The organism is Halosaccharopolyspora lacisalsi (assembly GCF_014137975.1).
Lineage (GTDB): Bacteria > Actinomycetota > Actinomycetes > Mycobacteriales > Pseudonocardiaceae > Halosaccharopolyspora > Halosaccharopolyspora lacisalsi.
Genome location: NZ_JACGWZ010000003.1, coordinates 495,244 through 514,986, shown reverse-complemented (window position 1 = coordinate 514,986; position 19,743 = coordinate 495,244). Strand labels below are relative to the sequence as shown.

Here is a 19,743-nt window from a genome sequence, read left to right as displayed (position 1 = left end):
GGTGAGCGGATCCGACGGTCTCCTACCGCGATCGGAGGGGCACGGAACCACCAGGTGGAAGCTGCATCGCGGCGGCATCGTCAACATCTGGCAGTACGGCGAGCAGACCTTCGCCCTCGACGGGGGCAGGGCGGTATTTCAGGGCGCCAACGGTGCCGGTAAATCGCGCACCCTGGAACTGCTGCTACCGCTGTGCCTGGACGGCGACCTGCACCAGATCGGCTCCAAGGGTTTCGACACGGTCAGCCTCCGCCGGTTGATGCTCGACGAGTACACCGGTGGACCCAACCGCATCGGCTACGCCTGGATCGAACTGCACCGGACCGACGCCGACGGTGACGACGAGTTCCTCACGTGCGGGGTCGGGATCAAGGCCTCCGGGCACTCCAAGCAGATCAGCGACTCGTGGCGGTTCATCACCGACGAGCGGGTCGCCGATCGCCGGACCGACGGCGGGCTGAAGCTGATCGGAGCGGGTGAGGTTCCGCTCGGTCCCGCGCAGCTTCGCGAGTCGCTCGGAGCCGACTGCGTCCTGGACGAACAGGCCTTCCGCGCCAGGATCGCCGCCACGGTCTACGGCGTACCGGCCGCCCGCTACGGTGATCTGCTGCACCTCCAGCGCACTCTGCGCAATCCCGAGGTCGGCCTGAAGATCCTGGAGGGCCAGCTCGAACAGATCCTGTCGGAGGCGCTGCCACCCCCGGACCCCGAGCTGATCGAGCGACTGGCTTCCTCCTTCGAGGACCTGGAGTCCATCCGGGACAACATCCTCCGACTGACCGATGCCGACGGCGCGCTGAAGACGTTCCTGGACACGTACTCCGACTACGCCCTCGCCGAGCTGCGCGACCGCGCGCGGACAATGCGCACCGCCGAGGACGGGGTACGCGAGCTGCGGGCGGAACTGGACGATCTGCGCTGTCGCCTGAGCGACAAGCAGCGGGAACGCGCCGAAGCGGAGCAGGCCGTCACCGAAGCGGAAAAACGGGAGAGCGAGCTCGACTCCGGCCTGCGTACCCTGCGCGCGCACAGCGATCCGGGGAGCCTGTACGACCGGCAACGGCTGGTCGACGACGCCCACGACACGATGGTGGCCGCCTTGGACACCGCAAGCAGGAATCGTGCCCAGGAACAACGTTCGGTGGAGGCGGTGGTCGGGCTGGTGCGCCGTCTGGCCGGGGACACCGAAGCAGCGGAACGAGCCGCCCAGCACGCGAAGCGGCAGCTGAACACGGCCGGCCTCGACGACTCCCCGACTCCCCGACTCCCCGAGGTACCCACCGCACACCCCACCGTCGCATGGGAGCGGGTACGGACCGCGCCGGAATCGGAACCGGACACCGTTGAGCGCCCGGTTCCTCCCGAGGTCGACGTCGAAGGAACGACGGCCGCGTTCCACGAGGCCCTCACCCTTGCGGAGCAGGCTGCCACGGCGGCCAGGGAGCGCGGTGCGCACACGTTGACGCTTCACCAGCAGGCGCTCGACCTGGACGCCCGGCTGGAGGGAGTGGCGGAAGTACACCAGCAGATCAAGCAGGCCAAGGTTGCGGCCACCGACGCGGTCGGCAGGCGCAACCAGGCGCGGCAGGAACTGTCCGAGGCCGCCAGATCCTGGCTGGAGGACTTCCGTTCCTGGGCGGAGGGACGGCCGAGTACCGCACCGGACGAACCCGTTCCCGATCCGCCCGGATCGGAACAGCTGATCGAGGATCCCTCGATCGCCCGGCAAGTCCGCGACCAAGTCCGTCGGTGGGCGCAACCGTGGTTGCACCGAGCCCGGCAGGTAGCCACCGACATCGAGCAGGAACTCGCCGTGCTGCGCTCGCACGGTCGTGGTCGGGAGGAAGAGCTCTCCGCCCTGCGCGCGGGGACCGAGCGCACCCCGGCCAGGGCCTGGTGGGTCACCGCCGAACGCGGTGACGGCCACGGGACGGCGTTCTACCGGCTGGTCGACTTCGCCCCGGGGTTGACCGAGGAGGACAGAGCGGGCCTGGAGGCCGCGCTGGAGTCCAGCGGGCTGCTCAACGCCTGGGTCACGGCCGACGGAGTCGCACTCGCCCCGGGAACTCAGGAACTGCTGGCCGCTCCCGACCATCGACACGGTGCCCGCGGCCTCGACGAACTGCTCGTTCCCGCGACCGAACCCGGTTGCCCGGTCTCTTCCGAGCGCGTCGCCGCTCTCCTGGCGGCCGTCCCGATCGACGGTTCGGCCGGCCTGTCGGTCGCTCCGGACGGGAGCTGGCGTACGGGAGTGCTGTCCGGAACGTGGCACAAGCGCACGGCCGAGTACGTGGGCGCCGAGGCGCGCGAGGCGGGCCGAAAGCGTCGGATCGCGGAGCTGGAGACGGAACTGGCGCGGCTGCGTTCCGAGGTCGGCGAGGCCGAACGGCGGTACAGCGCGGCCACCGAGCAGGCTTCCGACCTGGAGCGGTACGTGGAATCCCTGCCCGACGACGGGGACTTGCTGACCGCGCACGCCCGGCTGTCGGCAGCCACGGAGATCGCCGCCGCCGCCGAGAACGAGGCCGCTCGGCTGACGTGGGAGCACGAACAGGCCGAACAACGGCTGCGGGCCGCGCGCTCCGAACTCGTCCGCGCGGCCGGGGAACTCGGTCTTTCCGCCGAAACCAGGGTGTTGGAGTCCGCGCACCACGCCGCGTTCGAAGCGAGGGACTCCCTCGACGGGTTGCGGGACATCCTCGAGGGGCGGTGTCTGACGACGCTGTCCGAGCTGCACGGCACGTCGCTGCACCACGACGTCGCCGTCACCGATCGAGCCGCGGCCGAGACCCGGGCCGAACGGTGCTGTCACGACCACGCGGAGAAAGCCGACGCACTGGCCGAGCTGCGCTCCACCGTGGGGGGCGAGAGCCAACGGACCGCCGACAGGGTCGCCGCGCTGGAGCGGGAGCACGCGGACCTGCGCGCACGACTTCCCCAGTTGCGGGAAGCGGTCACCGAGCTGCGAGTGACCGAGGGCAGCCTCTCCACCGAGGAGGACGGCAAGCGCACCCGGCTCGCCGAACGTGAGAGCTCGGCCGAAGCCGCCACCGAAGCGTTCCGGCAGGCATTGCGAGTGCCGGGCCTGTGGTCGGCCGTGAGCACCACCGCGGCACCTTCCGACCCCTCCGAGGTCGCCGACCTGGTGCTCGCGGACAGCCGCCCCGCGGTGACGGCGGCGCGGGTCCAGGACGAGCTCCACGTCCTGAAGCGGACGCTCGGCGGTGGTTACGACATCAGCGCCGCTGAGCGACACGGGCTGATGACCGTCACGGTCACCAGTGAGCGGGGGCCGCAACCCGTCGCCGAGGCCGCCCGGGACGTGACCGAGCGCCTCACCGAACAGCGCGGCTACCTCGACGAGCGCCACCGCTCTGTCTTCACCGGCTACCTGGTCCGCGACCTCGTCGAGCGGTTGCGCGAGCAGATCGCGGTGGCCGACGACCTGTGCACGCGCATGAACGAGGTACTCGATGGCGCGCACTCCAGCCAGGGGGTGCACGTACGGCTGGAGTGGCGTCCCTCCGCCGCGCTGGACGACGACCTGCGCCGAACGATCGACCTGGTACGCGCCCCGTTCGCCGAGCGGGACGACGAACAGGACGCACTGCTGCGGCGCGTGTTCACCGATCTCATCGAGACCGAGCGGGACAGCGCCTCCGGCGGGTACGCGGAGATCCTCAGCCGCGCGCTGGACTATCGCCGCTGGTACGACTTCACCGTCCGAGTGCGCGACACCGACCCCGAAGGCAAACCCCGCGTGCGACGATTGAGGCAACTGTCCTCCGGGGAGACGCGGCTGGTGTCCTACGTGACGCTGTTCGCCGCGGCCTCGGCTTTCTACGACACGATCGCCCACGGACAGCAGGGGCCGCTGCGACTGGTACTGCTGGACGAGGCCTTCGAACGGCTGGACGACCCGACCGTCGCGCGAATGCTCGGATTGCTGGTGGACCTGGACATGGACTGGGTGATCACCTGGCCCAGCGGCTGGGGCGTGTCCCCCAAGATCCCGAGAATGCACATCTACAACGTGCTGCGGCCACGCAGCGGGCACGGGATCGCCTGCGCCCACACCACGTGGGACGGCCGGAGCATGGAACGGGCGGAACATTGAACGAGACCGAGGACATCCGGGCCGCCTGGGACTCCTCCCTATTGAACGGCCTCTGGCAACGAGCGCGGGAAGCGCTGGAGGCTCCCGATCGCCCGGCGACGTTCCGGCTGGAACTACCGGACGAGCAGACCCGGCAGGCCGTGGGAGAGCTCTACGGTCGGCCGATGTGGGGCCAGGGAACCCGCATCAACGTGTCCAAGCTGGATGCCGCGTTGCGGGCGAGTACCCGATCCGGACTCGGGTTGGAGCAGGTGCTGGAGATCCTGCACGAACGTCCCGTGGTATCGCGGGAGTCGTCGGCCCGCACCGAGCAGCGCGACCGCGTCGGCGAAGCGCTGAACGCGGCGCTGAACCGGTGGGGCCTGACCGAGCGGGAATGGGCACAGCCCTGGACGAGCTGGCTGCGCCAGTACGGGCGGATCGCCGAGGACGAGCTGGACCGGATCGCCGAGCGGTCGGCGGCGGTACTCGCCCAGCTGGTGCTCGACCCCGGGAGCACTCCGCGAGCGTGGTGGTCTCGGGCGGAGCTGGCCGCCCGTTTCGGTGGCGGGACGCGTCACCTCGACAACGGCGGGGCGCTGGCTCGGGTCGTGCTGCGAGCGGCGGCGATCGCCCACGACGTGGAGCCGCCCGGCAACGAACGCGACCGCAGGAGGCTGTGGGAACTCTGCGGCGTCACGCTCGACGCCGTGTCGGCCACGGCGCTGTGCTGGGCGTTGCCGCTGGACGGCACGGACGAGTGGTCACGGAACGCGCGGCGACGTACGGAGCTCGGGCTGCCCGTGCACCTGACTCACCTGGACCTGGGGGCCGCGCCGCGACAGCTCGTCGAGGCGGGCACCGCGGTCGCTGTCTGTGAGACCCCGCGCGTGCTGGAAGCCGCCGTGGAGGCGGGGATCCGACACCCGATGGTGTGCACCCACGGACACCCGACGACGGCCGTGTCCGAGTTGCTGAATCGCCTCGGCGACAGTGGAGCGGCCCTGCGTTACCACGGCGACCTGGACTGGACGGGACTGACGATCGCGCGGTCGCTGTACGACCACCACGGCGTGCTTCCCTGGCGCATGTCGGCGAACGACTACCGCGAGGCGGTCAACCGCGCCTCGGCCGAGCGGCTGGACCTACCGGTGCTGACCGGGGAGGCGACCGAGGCGCCGTGGGACCCGGACCTCCCGGAGCTCATGGCCAGCGCCGGCCGCGCCGTCGAGGAGGAGACCGTCCTCGACGATCTCCTGACCGACCTCCGCACCGGTCTGGGCTGATCCCCGCCCGGCGCTGCTCCGCTTCCTCAGGAGCGGCTCCGCACGAGAACGCGCGAGCCCCCGACCGAGGCCCCGTGCAGGATCCACTCCAGCGGGCCACGGCCGAACAGCTCCCGCCACGACCAGCAACAGACCAGGGTCACCAGCGCGAACCCGGTCAGCGGCAGCCACGGGTGCTCCCCGAAGTGGGGAACGGCGGCGTCGGTGAGCACGAACTTCATCGCGACCCCCTGCAGGGTGTAGGCGGTCAACGCGAGTGCGCCGACGGCCGCCAACGGGGCGAGCACGCCACGCAGCCGTTGTCCCACGAACAGGCACAGCGCGAGCACGGCGATCGCGCACCCGGCTGAGCCCACGATCTCGAACGGGGTACCGGAATGGGGTGCCGAGAGCAGCAGGTTCGCGAGGTTGTTCGCGGGAACCACCCCGAAGTTCGACTCCTGCACGAGTTCGAGCGGGGAGCTGCCCATCTTCGCGGCCAGCGGTCGCAGCCGGGCCAGCGTCGGCTCCAGGGCACGAAGACCGCCGAAGACGTGCAGCGCGAGCCAGGAACCACCGTAGCCGAGGACCGCCAGGCCGACACCGGTGCCCAACATCCGCGTCCGGACGACGGTCGAGCGCAGGTCGAGCCGTCCGATCGCCAGGCCCGCGAGGACGAACGGCATCCACGTCAGCACCGGGTAGGCGCCGGTCAGCACCAGGCGCAGTGCGGCGGAACCGGCCTCCGGCAACGTCGTGAGGTCCCCGAACGAGATCGTGCCGCCGATGATCTTCGTGTTCAGGGGCATGCGGACGACGAAGGAGATCAGCGGGCTGGCGATCGCCCACGCGGCGGCGATCACCGCGAGCGCGACCGGGCGAAGTCGCAACACCGGCAGCGCGAGCAGGAAGTACAGGCCGTAGAAGGACAGGATCACCATCATCGGCGTTCCGAGCTGGGTCAGGGCCATGCCGAGGACGAACAGGAGCACGGCGCGCACCGCGATCCGGACCCGGTCGCTTCGCAGGTCCGGCCCCGCGTGCGGGACGCTTCCCCCGGTGAGCAGCGCCAGGGACACTCCGGCCAGGGTGGCGAAGAGGATCGAGGCGTGTCCTTCGCCGAGGGTCGCCAGGACCCCGGCCGCTCCACCGGCGTGCGGATCGAACCGGAGTGGCCCGATGTGGGCGATGAACATGCCGAGCACGGCCAGTCCCCGTGCCAGGTCAACGCCGATCAGCCGGGATTTCCGAGAGCTCTCGGCGTGGGGGTCGGGGGTACCGCGAGAGCTCGCGGGGGCGGAGTTCTCCTGATGGACAGACACCACCGCAAGGTAGGCGGAGGAGGGCTGCACCGGCATCGACCACAGGTCGTGATCTGCGGTAGCACCCGCGCAGGAGGCGGACAGCGGCCCGGAGGTCTCCCTCCTACCGCGAGCCTACGACCGTGGGCCCACCCCTGCGTCCCTCCCCGCTGACGGGTGACACAAGATGTTGCCGGTGCGTACCCCGCGAACGGACGATCACGAGCGACACGACCGGCAGGCCGTGACCGGAGGGCGAAACGAGCCCGGGTCGATGCTCGGACGGATTCGGGCCTGGTGGCCCGCCTGGGCGACCGATGTCGTGCTGACCCTGCTGGTGCTGTGGGCACAGGTGCTGTCCGAGGTCAAGAACCCGGCCAGCGCCGTGCTTCCGCTCCCGTGGGGCGTGGTGGTCGCTGCGACGGCGCCCCTGGCGCTGCTGGCGCGGAGGTACTACCCGGTCGCCGTGCTCGTGGTGAGCACCGCCGCGATGTTCACGGGTATGTCCAATTTCGGCGCACAGGTCGCGCTCTACGCCCTCGGCTCCTACTGCCACGACCGCCGACTGATGTGGGGCTTCGCGGGTCTGAACATGATCGCCCTGCTGTTCTACACGAATGCCAACGAGGCCGACGGTCTGTCGGGCTTGTTTCAGATCGTCGTGCTGCTGGGAGTCATGTGGCTGCTTCCGCTGGTCACGGGGTTGTACGCCCGCACTCGACGGGACTATCTCACGGGACTGGTCGACCGCGCCGAGCGTGCCGAGCGCGAGCAGGCCCTGATCGCGGAGCGCGCACGGGGCGAGGAGCGCACCCGCATCGCCCGGGAAATGCACGACGTCGTCGCGCACCAGGTGAGCCTGGTCGTGATGCACGCCGGAGCGCTGCGGACCGTGGTGCACAAGGACCGGGAGCAGGCGGCCCGGGCGGCCGGCGTCATCGAGGGGGTCGGGCAGCAGGCGATGCAGGAGCTCCGGCAGATGCTCGGAGTGCTGCACTCCCACGACGCGAGCGGGCCCAGGGTTGGTTCCTCTTCCTCACCCCCGAAGGTGGAACGGATTCCGGCCCTGGTCGAAGCATCGCGGGAGGCCGGTCTGAACGTGGGGCTGAGCATCGAGGGTGATCCCGAACCGATGTCGGAGCAGGTCGAACGCGCGGCATATCGGGTTGTGCAGGAAGCGCTGACGAACGTGCACAAGCACGCGGGCGGTTCAAAGGCCGAGGCGCTGATCAAGCACGAAGCGGGGCGGCTGCGCGTGGAGGTCACCAACACCCGCCCGGCCGACGGGTTCGAGCGAACCCTGCCCAGCAGCGGCCACGGACTCGACGGCCTGCGCGAACGGATCGGGCTCGTCAGCGGGGACATCACGGCCGGCCCCCTCTCCGACGGGGGTTATCGAGTGCGGGCGACGCTCCCCACCGGAGCACGGAACTGAGGACTTCTCGTCCGGATGACGACGAAGCCGGTCGCGCTGACCACGACCCATCTCGCCGGCCGATGCTGCCTCAGCCGTGGTGGGGCTCGACGATCTCGACGCCGTGCATGCGCCGGACGAAGTCGGCACCGAACGCGGTCGAAGGAGTGTGCGTCCCCGGTGTGGCCGCTCCGGCCAGCAAGGCCTCGACAGTACGCAGCACCGAGTCGGCGGTGAAGTCGTAGGTGTCGGGTCCGACGAGCGCGGTGCGCACCGTTCGACCCGCGGGATCCCCGACCTCCGCGAAAACCTCGACCCAACTGTCGGAGCGGCTCCGTCGCCCCGGCCCCCGAACCAGCGCACCGATCGCTGCCTTGCCGATGCGCTGGGGCAGGGGACGTCCCAGCACCGTGCGCGCCCAGCCGGAGGACCGCGTTCCGACCCGGTCCAGACCGGGCAGTCGGGCGAACGTCGTGATGGTTCCGATGCCGGTGCTGCGATAGGCGGTGCTGAGATCGCCCCACGGCAGCGAGGTCACGCGGCAGCGCCCCGAGGGGAAAGGAACCTCCCGGCCCCGCTCCGCGACGGGAATGTTCCGGAGGTGCCCGTCGACGCGAACCCGGCCCCCGAGGCCCATCCCCTCCCACGCGCTCTTCAGGGTCCCGGGACTGATTCCGCCTCCGACCCGGAAAGCCAAATCGAGGCGGGTGGCCGTCGGCAACTCGGCCGCGGCCAGCGCCGCGAGGCAGTCGGTCGGCACCACGTCGAAACCCGCACCGGGCAACAGGGTCACACCCGCGTTCAGGGCTTGGTCGTGGCGGCCGAAGACCGACTCGAACACGTCGACCTCACCGGTGATGTCCACGTAGTGCGCACCGGCACGCAGGCAGCCGTCGACCATCGGTGCCGAGGTCGCCGAGAACGGACCGGCACAGTGCGCCACGACGTCGACGTCCTCCAACGCGGCGGCCACCGCCCGGGGGTCCAGGTCGAAAGTCCGGTACTCCAGACCCAGCGGAATGGCGATGCTCGCCACCTTCTCGGCATCACGACCGGCCAGGACCGGCCGCTGGCCGCGCCGAGCGGCCAGCTCGGCGACGAGCCTGCCGGTGTAGCCGCTGGCTCCATAGAGCATCCACGTCATGGCGCCCCTTCTCGGAAGTGAATCACGCTTCCGTGAACACTGTAGTCGCGCGAACGACCGTAGCGGCTCACCACTCGGCGAAGGAGCCGTCGGCGTTGCGCCACACCGGGTTGCGCCACCGGTGGGCCTGCTCGGAAGCCCGCCGCACGGCCTGCTCGTCGATCTCGATCCCCAGGCCGGGACCGGTGAGGCGCTCGACGAAACCGCCGGTGTAGTCGAAGACCGAGGTGTCGACGAGGTAGTCGAGCACGTCCGATCCCTTGTTGTAGTGAATGCCCAGGCTGGTTTCCTGGATGACCGCGTTCGGACTGGCGAAGTCGACCTGCAGGGACGCGGCCAGCGCGATCGGACCGAGCGGGCAGTGCGGCGCCAGGCTCACCCCGTACATCTCGGCCAGCGAGGCGATCCGTCGGCACTCCGAGATTCCCCCGGCGTGCGAGAGATCGGGTTGGGCCACGGCCACGCCACCGGCCAACACCTCCCGGAAGTCCCACCGCGAGTACAGGCGCTCCCCCGTGGCGATGGGGATCGTGGTGAACTCGCCGAGGCGCGCCAGCTCGAAGGACAGTTCCGGGACCACCGGTTCCTCCACGAACATCGGGTGCAACGGCTCCAGTTCCCGGAGCAGCTGCCTGGCCACGGCGGGCGACACGCGCCCGTGGAAGTCGATCGCCACATCGTTGTCGGTACCGATCGCCTCCCGCACGGCGCCGACCCGCTCGGCCGCCTCCCGGATCTCACGGTGGCTCTCCAGTCCCCGCGTCCGACCGGTGGCGTTCATCTTCATCGCGGTGAAGCCGCTGTCCACCCGCTGGGCGGCGTGTTCGGCGGCAGCCGTCGGTTCGTCCCCGGCGATCCAGGAATACACCCTCATCCGGTCCCGCACCGGCCCGCCGAGCAGGTCGTGCACCGGTACACCGTGAACCTTGCCCTTGATGTCCCAGAGCGCCTGATCGATACCGGCCACGGCGCTGGACAGCACCGGGCCGCCCCGATAGAAACCACCCTTGCTCAGAACCTGCCAGTGGTCCTCGATCCGGCTCGGGTCCTGGCCGATCAGGTAGTCGGCCAGCTCGTCGACCGCGGCCCGCACGGTCTCGGCACGGCCCTCGACGACCGGTTCGCCCCAGCCGACCACCCCCTCGTCGGTCTCGACACGCAGGAACAGCCAGCGAGGCGGCACCTGGTAGGTCTGCAAGCCGGTGATCTTCATCGTCTCTCCGATCGCGGGCACTAGTGGCGGTCCAACTACGTCTCCAGCACATCATCCGGCCGTGCGGTGACGCTCAAGGACCTCCTGTGCCCGCACGACCTCCCCGCCGAGCGAACTCACACCAACGTCAGCACCGCGTCCACCGTCATCCAGACACCGAACACGGCGAACAAAAACGCGGCACCGTAGCGAACGAGACGTTCCGGCAGATGCTTGCCGAACAGCAGCCCGACCCCGATCGCCAGAGCATCCGCCAGCACCATGCCCACGGTGGAGCCGATCCAGGTACCCAACCACCCGTGCTGGGTGGCCAGGGTGATGGTCGCCAGCATCGTCTTGTCACCCAGCTCGGCGAGAAAGAAGGCGGCCGTCACCGCCAGCACGGCCGAACCCGTGCTCCGGGCGGCCCGGTTCCTTTCCGTGTCCGTGAGCCGGTCCCCCCGAGCGGTCCAGGCCGCGAATCCCAAAAAGGCCACTCCCGCGACCAGGCCGACCCACCCGGCGGGTATCAGGTTGCCCATTCCCAGACCGAGCGCGACCGAACCCGCATGGACGACCGTCGTCGCCGCGGTAATTCCGAGCAGCACCTGCCAGGCCCGGTACCGGGTGGCGAAGGTCATCGCCATCAACTGGGACTTGTCGCCGAGTTCGGCGACGAAAATCGCCGTCGAACTCACCGCGATGCTGGTCAGCACTGGAGTCGCCCTTCGGTCGCCGCCGGAGACGAAGACACGACGCTTCGACCCGGCGTAGTAGGCCTGGTCGAAGGTCTTGCCCACCCATTACAGGGCTTCCCGGCCGGGTACCACCAGGCACCAGTGTGTCGACGCAGGAGATTGCAGGCTACTCCCCTTCTCGCCACATGACGTTATCCCCTTTTTCGGTGATGTTCAATAAGCGTGTGCCGTCCAACACTCGCATCCCGAAATGCGCTTCCTCCAAACAATCGTTTCGGCACGCCGTAATACGAATTTTCGTCATGGCTGGCCACGAATTGCCGGACTCCTGACGAATTCCCACCGCCGCACCGTCGAATACGGGTGCGCCCGCCCCGAAGCGGGCATTCGTTTCCGCGTGCTTCAAGGCTGATCCGCGGTAGTCCGGGCACGCCCGGGCACATCGGGGTCGCATCCCAGGTAGGCGACCCGAGCACGAATCGATCCCCGGGTGCGGGCGAAGTCCCGAGCCAGCTCGGCCAGCAGCTCACCACCGGAGGTCTCCGCGGCGGCCATCCAGCGCTGTCGCAGACGTTCGTCAAGTTCTTCGGTCCACGGCTGCCCCGCGTTGGCGGGCCGCGAGCGAGCACGCGCGGTATTCAGGCCCGTCGGTCGAACACCGTGCAGAGCGGCCGCACCGTCGAGAGTGCGCGTCAGGAAAGCCACCGCATCAGCGAAGCCCTCCACGGCCATCAACAGGTTGCCTTCGGCAACGATCCGGCCGTCGGCGTCGGCGCCGGTGAACTCCACCGCCACCGACGCGGGTTGGTCCGCGCAGTCCGAGGTGCCGGCCCGGACGCTGTAGGTGTGCTCTCCGACTCGGAGCTCATCGCGAAAGTCCATACACCGACGCTAAAGCGGCCGGTCCGCCGACCCCGGCGTCAAGCACCCGCCGACGCACGCGTGTCGGCAGGTTTTTCCGCCGCCACCGAGCGACGACCGTGCTGGAGGAGGGTAGCCGCGCACTCACTTCCCTCCGGAGTTCGGATCCGCCGGCCGTCGTCAGTCGAAGGCGAGCTCCGAGGCGGTGGTGCGCAGTGGCCAGTCGTCGGCGGCCGAACGCACGTCGGTGGCCCGTCGGCGAAGTTGTTCGACCTCGTGCTGATCGTCCTTCCCCGTGGCCAGGCGATCGAGGTAGTCGGCGAAACCGAGTTGCTGCGTGCGGTACCAGCCCCGCTGTTGCTCGTGCAGTTCGCCCGGATCGACGGTACCGATCTGCTCGGGGTAGTCCTTGGCCAGTCGCCACGCCAGCCGAGCGCAGGCCAGCGAGTCACCAGCGGAGCTGTGAGCGTCGTCGAGGCGCACGCGATGGTGCTCGCACAGTGCGCCGAGCGTGCGTTTGCCCTTGCGGAAGCGGTCCACCTGCTTGTCGATGCACATGGGATCGACCACCGGGCCGGTGATGTCCAGCGGCCGCTGGTGGTGACGGCGGAGTTCGGCGGACAGCAACGACAGGTCGAAACTGGCGTTGAAGGCGCACAACGGACTCGTCCCCGTCCACACCTCGGCCAGCACCTCGGCGATCTCGGCCACGACGGTGGACGCGTCCCGACCGTGCTCGCGAGCGTGCTCGGTGCTGATGCCGTGCACCTCGGTGGCCTGCTCCGGGATCTCCATACCGGGATCGGCCAGCCAGCTCCGGACCACGGGCCGGCTGCCGGGCTCGATGGAGATCACCGTGGCCGTCACCACCCGGTCGTTGTCGGTGTCCACCCCGGTGGATTCCACGTCGAAGGCCGCGAGCGCACCGTCGGCCCATGTCACGGGGGAAGGGTTCATGATCCGACCGTAACCGCGGGGCGGTGCACCGGGAAAATCACGGCGAAAGCGTTACCCGGTGTGATCACGACGGCTCGTCCCACAACACCGCGGAACTGTGATTTCCTCATGGTCGGCGGGAGAAGGAGGATCATGACCCGACGAACCTGGCTGGACGTGTCCTTCCACGAGAAGGACGAGGCCAAGCGTCACGGAGCGCGATGGGACCCTGCCGAGAAACGCTGGTACGCCCCGCGTCCGGGGATGACCGCTCTGCGACGCTGGGAGGCGCTTCCCGACGTCCCCGATCCGCTGCCCGGGGAGGACCGTTCGTTCGGTTCCGGGCTCTTCGTCGATCCGGTTCCCTCGTCGTGCTGGTTCACCAACGTGCGTTCCTGCGTCGCCGGCAAGGACTGGGAACGGCTGCGTCGCGTGGTCACGCGCCGAGCAGGGCAGCGCTGCGAGGTCTGCGACCGCGCGGAGGACCGTGCGAGCAGGTTCTGGATGGAAGTCCACGAGCGGTGGGACTATGACGAACGGGAGCGAGTACAGGCGTTGCGGCGCCTCATCTGCCTGTGCACCGACTGCCACCGGGTCACCCACTTCGGGCTGGCCCGGGTCCGCGGTCACGCCGAGCACGCGTTCGCACACCTGCGAGCGGTGACAGGCATGTCCGAGGAGAAGGCCTCCGAACACGTGCGGAGCGCCTTCGCTCTGTGGGAACGACGCTCGGCACACCAGTGGTCCCTCGACCTCCGCCTCCTCACCGACGCCGGAGTGACCGTGGCGCCGCCGCCCGACAAGGCCGCCCGAGTCGCCGTCGCCGAAACGGAGCTCCGCAAGAACGCCGAACGCTGATACGTCACCGGAAACGTGGCGTTGCGGATCCGGCCGTACGGGTTCATCGAAGCAGCCCGAACGCCGCGCAGCACCGACCGGACGCTCGGACGCGGCAGGCGCTTCTTGTGGCGAGCGCGCGAACTGGGCGGGAACCAGCACCGACAGCCGGGGTCAGTGCCCTCGGCGAGTGCGGAGTCCGCGTCGAGTTCCGTAGCCCACGGCCAGCCGGTAGACGAGCTGCGAGGGCGGGAGCCGATGACCGCCCCGGGCGTGTGGCGCGTAACCGATCCGGTCGTGGTCGTTCTCGAGCCAGCCGGTGTGGATTTGTCGGGTCTGACCGAGCACGTGACGAGTAAAGGAGTGGGCGGTCAGGCCGGCACGTCGGCGCCCCGGTGGGACGAGTCCTCCGGACGTCGTCAGGACGATGCCGCCGGCGGCGGTATCGTCGATATTCACCGGCGCGACGAGGCTGCGCGCGAGACGATCCTCAATGCCTGCACGGGCTTGGTGCGCGATGGTCGGCACCTCACGATGGAGGCGATCGCCCAGGCCGCTGGAGTCGGTAAGCAAACGCTCTACCGCTGGTGGCCCTCGAAAGGGGCCGTCGTGGCCGAGGCGATGAACCGGCGAGCCCACACGCGTGCCCGCGTGCCCGACACCGGAACGGTGCACGAGGACCTGACCACGTTCCTGGCCGATACTTTCGCAGGAGCAGCGCAGTCGGCCAACCAGCGGATGTTGCGTCGGATCATGGCCGGTGCCCAGCAGGGCTCCTACCTGACCGAAGCCGTCGCGGACTTCACCGCGACACGGCGCGAGGAGTTGCGCGAACTCCTGGAGCGCGGGCAACAGCGCGGCGAGATCGCCGCCGATGTCGACCTGGGCGTTCCGGTCGACCAGGCATACGGGGTCCTGTGGTACCGACTCCTGCTCGGCCATGCCCCGCTCGACCGACAGGCCGCCTCCGGACTGGCCGACAACCTCATGGCCTCGGCTCTGCACCGATGAAGCGTCTGCTGAGGGGGGCTACGACAGCGCCAGAGTCATTCGCGCGAGCGGCCGCTGGGAACGAGTGCCGCGGAGACGACTCGTTCGTAGGCTGACTTGTAGTCGCCGATGGCGGCCTTGCGGGACTTCTCGAATCGGATGGGAAGCGGGAGCAAGACCGCGAAGAGCACGACCGACACCAGTGACGCGATCGCGAGAACGTTTCCGGCGCCGGTGTGGCCATCGCGCCACAGGTCGGGGGCGAGGAAGCCGGTGAACGCGAACACCGCGGGTAACGCACTGAGCCAACCGAACCGCACGACCTTGCGCCGCCAGGCGAGATGGCGACCACGCACCGCGTCGAGAACCGCGTCGGAGAGGACGTCCACGCTGGTCTCGCGCAGCACCCGCGCCGCTTCTTCCCGCGCCGGGGGACTGTCGCGCAGTTCGGTGAGACTGGGGCCGCTGAGGAACTCCGGGCCGAGCCGCTGTGTCGTTGCGGACGTCCTGGCGCGCTTGACCTGGAAGTGGAGCGAGCCCCCGCTGCGTGAGATCCCCTCCACGGTCCCCCCGCGAGTGGCGGCGAGCTCGCGGTAGCGGGACAGCGACATCCGGCCGGGCATCTCCGCCAGCGAAACCCGAGCCGTTCCCGAGATGTCGGTGGTCAGTCCGTCGAGCCGAGCCAGGAACTCCGCCTCCGGCGAGCGCTCCTGCCCAGTCACGTCGCCACCGGCCCCCGCACCTCGCCCCGAGGATTCTCCCGCCGGAACAGCAGACGCCACTCGTTGCCTGTGATCTCCTCATCCCGAAACGCCCAGCCGTGCTCCTGAGCGGTGCGTAGGATCTCCGCCTTCGGCAAGGCCCCCAGCTCGTCGCGACGCAGGGTCAGGTCAGCCGCATCGGCCGCTTCGCTCAGGGTATTCTCCAGATGCTCTTGGTGTCGCTTATAGCCGAGAGCCCTGTCCATGTCGTTGCGACTGCCCTGAAGGGTTCCCGATTTTTCGCCACCGGACTGCACGACTGATCTCTGAAAGTTGAGAGAGCGCTCGAGCTCGTCCACGAAACAGAACCCTTCGGAATTTGCGATATCGCGCAGCATCTCCGGGGTCACCTTCGAGTACGCGCCGGAACGCAACTCCGACGCGCCCGCTTTCGTTTCCTTCTTCAGCAAGTCCCGGCGAGCCCGATCCAGGCGCTTTTCAAGCGGCTGAAGTCGATTCTGAGCTATGGCAAAAATTCCGACGGACAGGAAAACGACGACAAAAACTCCGAAAACCGCGATGAACATGTAGTAAAATATCATGCATGAGTCACCTGGCACCCACTGTTGTCACAGTCCTTCCAGTTTGGAGGCGATCGAGCGGCGCTGCGTCTCGCTCCAGGAGATGGTTTGGCAGATTTCGGCCATCATGGCGCCGTAGTCGTCCCAGTCCCACAGGAATTCGGTGGCCAGGGCGAAGATGGCCAACTGATTACGGTTGGCCATTGGCACGATGAGCTGGAACTGGCGGCTGCGACGAGTTTCCTGTGACTCCGCACCGGTGAGGTTGACCTCCAGCTCGGCCTGATCCTCTTGGACGACGGCAAGGCAGCGACCGACGGTCAGGTCCACGAAGTCGACTTCCCGCCCTGTTTGTCCGCGGAGCTCCTCGGCCAGCACCGTAAGCGGCTGGGAGGCTTTCAGCTCCGCGTGACGGACCAATACTGTGAACTGTGCCGTAGTGGCCGCCGTGGGATCTTGTGCGGAGCGACCGACGAAGTTGGCCGCGTAGATCACACCTTCCTCGGCCATCCGCCGCCCCGAGTGCTCATTGGCCATGATGACGCGCAGGAGCTGTTCGCCACTCAATCCAGGCATGTTGCGTTGCAACGATTCCAGCAGCTTCTCAGCTCGTTCCTGCGAGCTCCCCGCAAGATCAATCGATTCGACCCCCGAGTGCAGCGAGGAAGCAAGCGGAAAATGATCGGATGCGTCTGTTGTTTCCGTGGAACTCATGGTCGTCTCTTACCCTAGTGCTTTCGCGAAGTTCGCGATGGATCCGCCCATCTCGCCAATCGGTCTCATGTTTCTCCGCCAGTCACCGTAAGTTTGAGCCCCTGTGCCTCCCAGGGCGGCGTACCCCGTCCCGTCCTTGATGTTTCCCGTGGTTTCGTTTCCGATCGCCAGGTCGGCAGCGACCGGGACCTGAGTGCCCACGTTGAAAGTGCCCTGATTCCACCTTCGCGACCGTGTCGGCTCCCTCGGTAGTGCTAGCTACCTTGTTTCCAAAAGCCTTGGCCACATCAGCGGGCTCTGCCATCTTGGTCACCGCGTTCGACGCCTCGTCGGCGAAAGTCTTGGCACCCACTCGACCGGCGTCGACCAGTCCGTCGGCCACGTGCAGTGCCTCCGTAGCAGCAGTTCCGCCCTTGGCCCTCGGCCCCACGACCGGGAGCATGCCGAGTGCGTCGGTGCCCAGGCCGACCCAGGCGTTCAGACTGGTCCACTTATCCTCGACGGCCATTTCACTGCCGTGGGCCGCCAGGGCGACTCCGCCGGTGACGAGGATGATCGGTCCCGTAATGAAGTTGACGCCGGGGATGAACGACAGCGTTCCGGCGACCGCGGCGATCATGCCGGCTCCGTCGCCGATCTCGCCGAGGTGGTCGACGACCCAGTTGCCCATGTCGGAGAACGTGTCGCCGACGGCGTCCCAGAAGCCCGGTGCGACGCTGGTGGCGTCGTTGAGCTTGCTCTTGACAGTCCGGGCGTCGTCTTCCCACCGGTCCTGCAGGTCCTTGGCCTTGCGGCGGATGTCGTCGACGCGGGCCCAAGCTTCTTCCGCGTTCTGGCTGGCCTGCGCGGCGGCGTTGGCGTTGGCTTCTGCCTGCTTGTTGGCCGCGTGCGCGGCGGCCGGATCGTCGGGGGCGTGGGCGATCGGGGTGCTGGCTTTCGCTTTGGCCTGCTGTGCGGCGGCATCGGCTTTCTCGGCGGCGGCGAAGGTAATCGGCGGGTTTCGCAGCTACGACGGTGATTCGACCGATACGGCCCGCTGATGCGGTCCGTCCAGGCACAATGCGCCCGTGCTCGATGATCGACAAGCCCTGCGGCGCGGTGCACGACGTCTGAGGCAGCTTGCTACCCCGGCGGGATCGCGCTCATCCCGGCTCTGCTGCCGGCTACGGGTGTGCTGGCGTGGGTACTGGTGAATTGGACTGGGGTCGCTGCACGGGCGTGGCACCGACTGAACGCTGGGGAGCGAACGAAGCTCCGGTATTCCTGCTCGGTGTGCCGAGCCGAACTGTTCGTAGTACATCGTGGTCCGCACCAGGTCCCGCTCACGCGGTCCGATCGCAAAACCGTCGAGGTCGATCAGCGCGGGTGCGTCGCATGGGCCAGCCGCGGCCGGTGCTCGGCACGCGCGAACGGGCGAGCTCGGGCAACCACCGGATCAGCCGGGCGACTTCCTCCAGCGGGACGAATTCCTCCTCGTCGGACACCGACTCCCAGAAGGTGACCAAGCGCCCACCGACCACCACCGGCTGCTCGATGCCGAGATCCCGGGTGGCCGGGTAGACGCAACCCTCGAGGTCGAAGTACTTGTCCAAGTACCGCGTCAGCAGCTGCTGAACAGTCGCGCTCGTGCGGGTTCGGCCGCTCGTCCACCTGATTCAGCAGGAGGGTCAGGGCCTTCTCGGCCTACTGGCCGGACGTCACTGCCCTGGTCGATCGACCGCGCTGATTCACCCGCGCGTCGAGACCGTGTTTTCCCCGAGTATTTCCCCAGGTGGGAGAGGGTGGGCGCAGCTGGGCTCGAACCAGCGACCCCTCGCTTGTAAGGCGAGTGCTCTTCCGCTGAGCTATGCGCCCGACAGTCGTGGTCGACCGGGACACTACTGTACCGGTCGACCACCACCAGCCGTTACGCGGACACCTCTGCGAGGGCCTTCTTCCAAGCCGCCTGGTCACGGGGCTCGCCAGGCTGGTTCACCTCGGCGAAGCGCACCTTGCCCGCGGTGTCGATGAGGAAGGTCCCGCGAAGGGCCATCCCGGCCTGCTCGTTGAACACGCCGTAGGCCTTGGCGGCCTCACCGTGCGGCCAGAAGTCCGACAGCAGCGGGAACGTGTAGCCCTGCTGCTCCGCCCACGCCTTCAGCGCGAACGGGGAGTCCACCGAAACGCCGAGCACCTGAACCTGGTCGTTCTGGAAGTCGTCCAGCTCATCACGTACCTGGCACAACTCGCCCTGGCAGACACCACTGAAGGCGAACGGGTAGAACACCAGCAGCACGTTCTTGTCGCCCCGGAAGGACGACAGCGAAACCTGCTCCTTGTTGTAGTCCGGCAGCGTGAAGTCCGGTGCTTCGGCACCGACCTCGACCGTCATGGGCACGCACCCTTCTGTTCGGCGTGAGCCTGTCACCGTCGAACCTACACCGATCAAGCCGGTATGAGGGCACCGGCGTTACCGATGCCCTGCCGATCACCGTTTGGACTTCGTCTTACGCGACCCCAGACGCGTTCCCGTCCAACCGTCGAGATTGACGTTGGACGTCTGCGCCAAATTGGATGTCGATGCGGCCTCGGCGATGTCACTGGGCTCGACGTAGCCCTCGCGACCGGTTTTGGGAGTCAGCACCCAGATGACCCCGTCGTCGGCCATGGGGGCCATGGCATCGAGGAGCGCGTCCGTGAGATCACCATCGTCGTCGCGCCACCACAGCAGCACCACGTCGACCACCTCATCGGCTTCCTCGTCGAGCAACTCGCTTCCACAGCGCTGCTCGACCGAGGCCCGGAGGGCGTCATCGACGTCCTCATCCCAGCCAAGCTCCTGAACCACCATGTCCGGCTCGATATCGAGCCTCTCGGCGACGTCGACTTCAGACTTGCCGGCGTCTTCCGCGGCGACCACGGTCTTTTCACTCCTCCAACTACACCGGTACGGCGACCCTCCCGGCCCCGCACACATCCTGGTTTGCACGCTTTGGTCGACAGCGAACACCGTGGCCCACCGCCGACGCAACCC

The 19,743-nt window shown here is 68.4% G+C and carries 18 protein-coding genes and 1 tRNA gene; 6 read left to right on the top strand and 13 right to left on the bottom strand.

Features of this window, described 5'->3' with window-relative positions:
- The first annotated feature begins 1 nt into the window (after position 1).
- Together FHX42_RS13985 and FHX42_RS13980 are read left to right on the top strand one after the other, a co-directional pair.
- Positions 2-4,117 (top strand): TIGR02680 family protein, encoded by a 4,116-nt coding sequence (locus FHX42_RS13985; protein WP_182544692.1) that lies wholly within the window; start codon positions 2-4, stop codon positions 4,115-4,117.
- Positions 4,114-5,382, top strand: coding sequence for a TIGR02679 family protein (locus FHX42_RS13980; protein WP_182544691.1), 1,269 nt, complete (start codon positions 4,114-4,116; stop codon positions 5,380-5,382). The genes FHX42_RS13985 and FHX42_RS13980 overlap by 4 nt, the downstream gene beginning before the upstream one ends.
- Positions 5,383-5,408: 26 nt before the next feature.
- Here the strand turns inward: FHX42_RS13980 and FHX42_RS13975 are convergent, their stop codons facing one another.
- A complete protein-coding gene (locus FHX42_RS13975) occupies positions 5,409-6,683 on the bottom strand; it encodes a DUF418 domain-containing protein (RefSeq protein WP_328796113.1) in 1,275 nt (424 codons plus the stop codon).
- A 175-nt stretch (positions 6,684-6,858) separates the two neighbouring features.
- Between FHX42_RS13975 and FHX42_RS27430 the strand changes: the two genes are divergently transcribed.
- Positions 6,859-8,097 carry a sensor histidine kinase gene (locus tag FHX42_RS27430; RefSeq protein ID WP_182544689.1) on the top strand — a complete coding sequence of 413 codons (1,239 nt, stop codon included), beginning with the start codon at positions 6,859-6,861 and terminating at the stop codon, positions 8,095-8,097.
- Positions 8,098-8,167: 70 nt separating this feature from the next.
- On the opposite strand, the gene FHX42_RS13965 is transcribed toward FHX42_RS27430, so the two are convergent.
- The 5 genes from FHX42_RS13965 to FHX42_RS13945 form a co-directional block, all read right to left on the bottom strand.
- Positions 8,168-9,220 (bottom strand): saccharopine dehydrogenase family protein, encoded by a 1,053-nt coding sequence (locus FHX42_RS13965; RefSeq protein ID WP_182544688.1) that lies wholly within the window; start codon positions 9,218-9,220, stop codon positions 8,168-8,170.
- Between the two features lie 67 nt (positions 9,221-9,287).
- Positions 9,288-10,433 carry a galactonate dehydratase gene (gene dgoD, locus FHX42_RS13960; protein WP_182544687.1) on the bottom strand — a complete coding sequence of 382 codons (1,146 nt, stop codon included), beginning with the start codon at positions 10,431-10,433 and terminating at the stop codon, positions 9,288-9,290.
- Positions 10,434-10,549: 116 nt separating this feature from the next.
- A complete protein-coding gene (locus FHX42_RS13955; protein ID WP_328796112.1) occupies positions 10,550-11,212 on the bottom strand; it encodes a TMEM165/GDT1 family protein in 663 nt (220 codons plus the stop codon).
- 300 nt (positions 11,213-11,512) lie between these two features.
- Positions 11,513-11,992 carry a hypothetical protein gene (locus FHX42_RS13950; RefSeq protein WP_182544686.1) on the bottom strand — a complete coding sequence of 160 codons (480 nt, stop codon included), beginning with the start codon at positions 11,990-11,992 and terminating at the stop codon, positions 11,513-11,515.
- A 159-nt stretch (positions 11,993-12,151) separates the two neighbouring features.
- A complete protein-coding gene (locus FHX42_RS13945; RefSeq protein ID WP_182544685.1) occupies positions 12,152-12,928 on the bottom strand; it encodes an exonuclease domain-containing protein in 777 nt (258 codons plus the stop codon).
- A 132-nt stretch (positions 12,929-13,060) separates the two neighbouring features.
- Between FHX42_RS13945 and FHX42_RS13940 the strand changes: the two genes are divergently transcribed.
- Together FHX42_RS13940 and FHX42_RS26645 are read left to right on the top strand one after the other, a co-directional pair.
- Positions 13,061-13,765 carry a DUF5710 domain-containing protein gene (locus FHX42_RS13940; protein ID WP_182544684.1) on the top strand — a complete coding sequence of 235 codons (705 nt, stop codon included), beginning with the start codon at positions 13,061-13,063 and terminating at the stop codon, positions 13,763-13,765.
- Between the two features lie 327 nt (positions 13,766-14,092).
- A complete protein-coding gene (locus tag FHX42_RS26645; RefSeq protein ID WP_220480262.1) occupies positions 14,093-14,755 on the top strand; it encodes a TetR/AcrR family transcriptional regulator in 663 nt (220 codons plus the stop codon).
- A gap of 35 nt (positions 14,756-14,790) precedes the next feature.
- Here the strand turns inward: FHX42_RS26645 and FHX42_RS13930 are convergent, their stop codons facing one another.
- Genes FHX42_RS13930 through FHX42_RS13920 form a run of 3 tightly spaced genes read right to left on the bottom strand, consistent with a single transcriptional unit; the run spans position 14,791 to position 16,730 of the window.
- The gene (locus tag FHX42_RS13930; protein ID WP_182544683.1) at positions 14,791-15,456 is read right to left on the bottom strand and encodes a YaaA family protein; all 666 of its coding nucleotides are present in this window, start codon (positions 15,454-15,456) and stop codon (positions 14,791-14,793) included.
- Positions 15,453-16,037, bottom strand: a complete 585-nt coding sequence (locus FHX42_RS13925) for a hypothetical protein (RefSeq protein WP_182544682.1) — start codon at positions 16,035-16,037, stop codon at positions 15,453-15,455. Before FHX42_RS13925 ends, FHX42_RS13930 begins: the two co-directional genes overlap by 4 nt.
- Positions 16,038-16,064: 27 nt before the next feature.
- Positions 16,065-16,730, bottom strand: coding sequence for a hypothetical protein (locus tag FHX42_RS13920; protein WP_182544681.1), 666 nt, complete (start codon positions 16,728-16,730; stop codon positions 16,065-16,067).
- A 517-nt stretch (positions 16,731-17,247) separates the two neighbouring features.
- Here FHX42_RS13920 and FHX42_RS13915 point away from each other — a divergent pair.
- Positions 17,248-17,748 (top strand): hypothetical protein, encoded by a 501-nt coding sequence (locus tag FHX42_RS13915; protein WP_182544680.1) that lies wholly within the window; start codon positions 17,248-17,250, stop codon positions 17,746-17,748.
- Positions 17,749-18,052: 304 nt separating this feature from the next.
- Here FHX42_RS13915 and FHX42_RS13910 read toward each other — a convergent pair whose 3' ends face one another.
- The 4 genes from FHX42_RS13910 to FHX42_RS13895 form a co-directional block, all read right to left on the bottom strand.
- Positions 18,053-18,322: a hypothetical protein gene (locus FHX42_RS13910; RefSeq protein WP_182544679.1), complete on the bottom strand. Its 270-nt coding sequence runs from the start codon at positions 18,320-18,322 to the stop codon at positions 18,053-18,055.
- Positions 18,323-18,512: 190 nt separating this feature from the next.
- A tRNA-Val gene (locus FHX42_RS13905) sits at positions 18,513-18,584 on the bottom strand.
- 52 nt (positions 18,585-18,636) lie between these two features.
- Positions 18,637-19,101, bottom strand: coding sequence for a peroxiredoxin (locus FHX42_RS13900; protein WP_182544678.1), 465 nt, complete (start codon positions 19,099-19,101; stop codon positions 18,637-18,639).
- 96 nt (positions 19,102-19,197) lie between these two features.
- Positions 19,198-19,629 carry a DUF3052 domain-containing protein gene (locus FHX42_RS13895; RefSeq protein ID WP_182544677.1) on the bottom strand — a complete coding sequence of 144 codons (432 nt, stop codon included), beginning with the start codon at positions 19,627-19,629 and terminating at the stop codon, positions 19,198-19,200.
- Positions 19,630-19,743 lie beyond the last annotated feature (114 nt).

What these genes read in the sequence shown, in the direction of transcription:
- FHX42_RS13965 (WP_182544688.1), bottom strand. Translation starts at nt 9,220, where the DNA reads ATGACGTGGATGCTCTATGGAGCCAGCGGCTACACCGGCAGGCTCGTC.
- dgoD (WP_182544687.1), bottom strand. Translation starts at nt 10,433, where the DNA reads ATGAAGATCACCGGCTTGCAGACCTACCAGGTGCCGCCTCGCTGGCTG.
- FHX42_RS13950 (WP_182544686.1), bottom strand. Translation starts at nt 11,992, where the DNA reads ATGGACTTTCGCGATGAGCTCCGAGTCGGAGAGCACACCTACAGCGTC.
- FHX42_RS13945 (WP_182544685.1), bottom strand. Translation starts at nt 12,928, where the DNA reads ATGAACCCTTCCCCCGTGACATGGGCCGACGGTGCGCTCGCGGCCTTC.
- FHX42_RS13940 (WP_182544684.1), top strand. Translation starts at nt 13,061, where the DNA reads ATGACCCGACGAACCTGGCTGGACGTGTCCTTCCACGAGAAGGACGAG.
- FHX42_RS13925 (WP_182544682.1), bottom strand. Translation starts at nt 16,037, where the DNA reads ATGATATTTTACTACATGTTCATCGCGGTTTTCGGAGTTTTTGTCGTC.
- FHX42_RS13920 (WP_182544681.1), bottom strand. Translation starts at nt 16,730, where the DNA reads ATGAGTTCCACGGAAACAACAGACGCATCCGATCATTTTCCGCTTGCT.
- FHX42_RS13900 (WP_182544678.1), bottom strand. Translation starts at nt 19,101, where the DNA reads ATGACGGTCGAGGTCGGTGCCGAAGCACCGGACTTCACGCTGCCGGAC.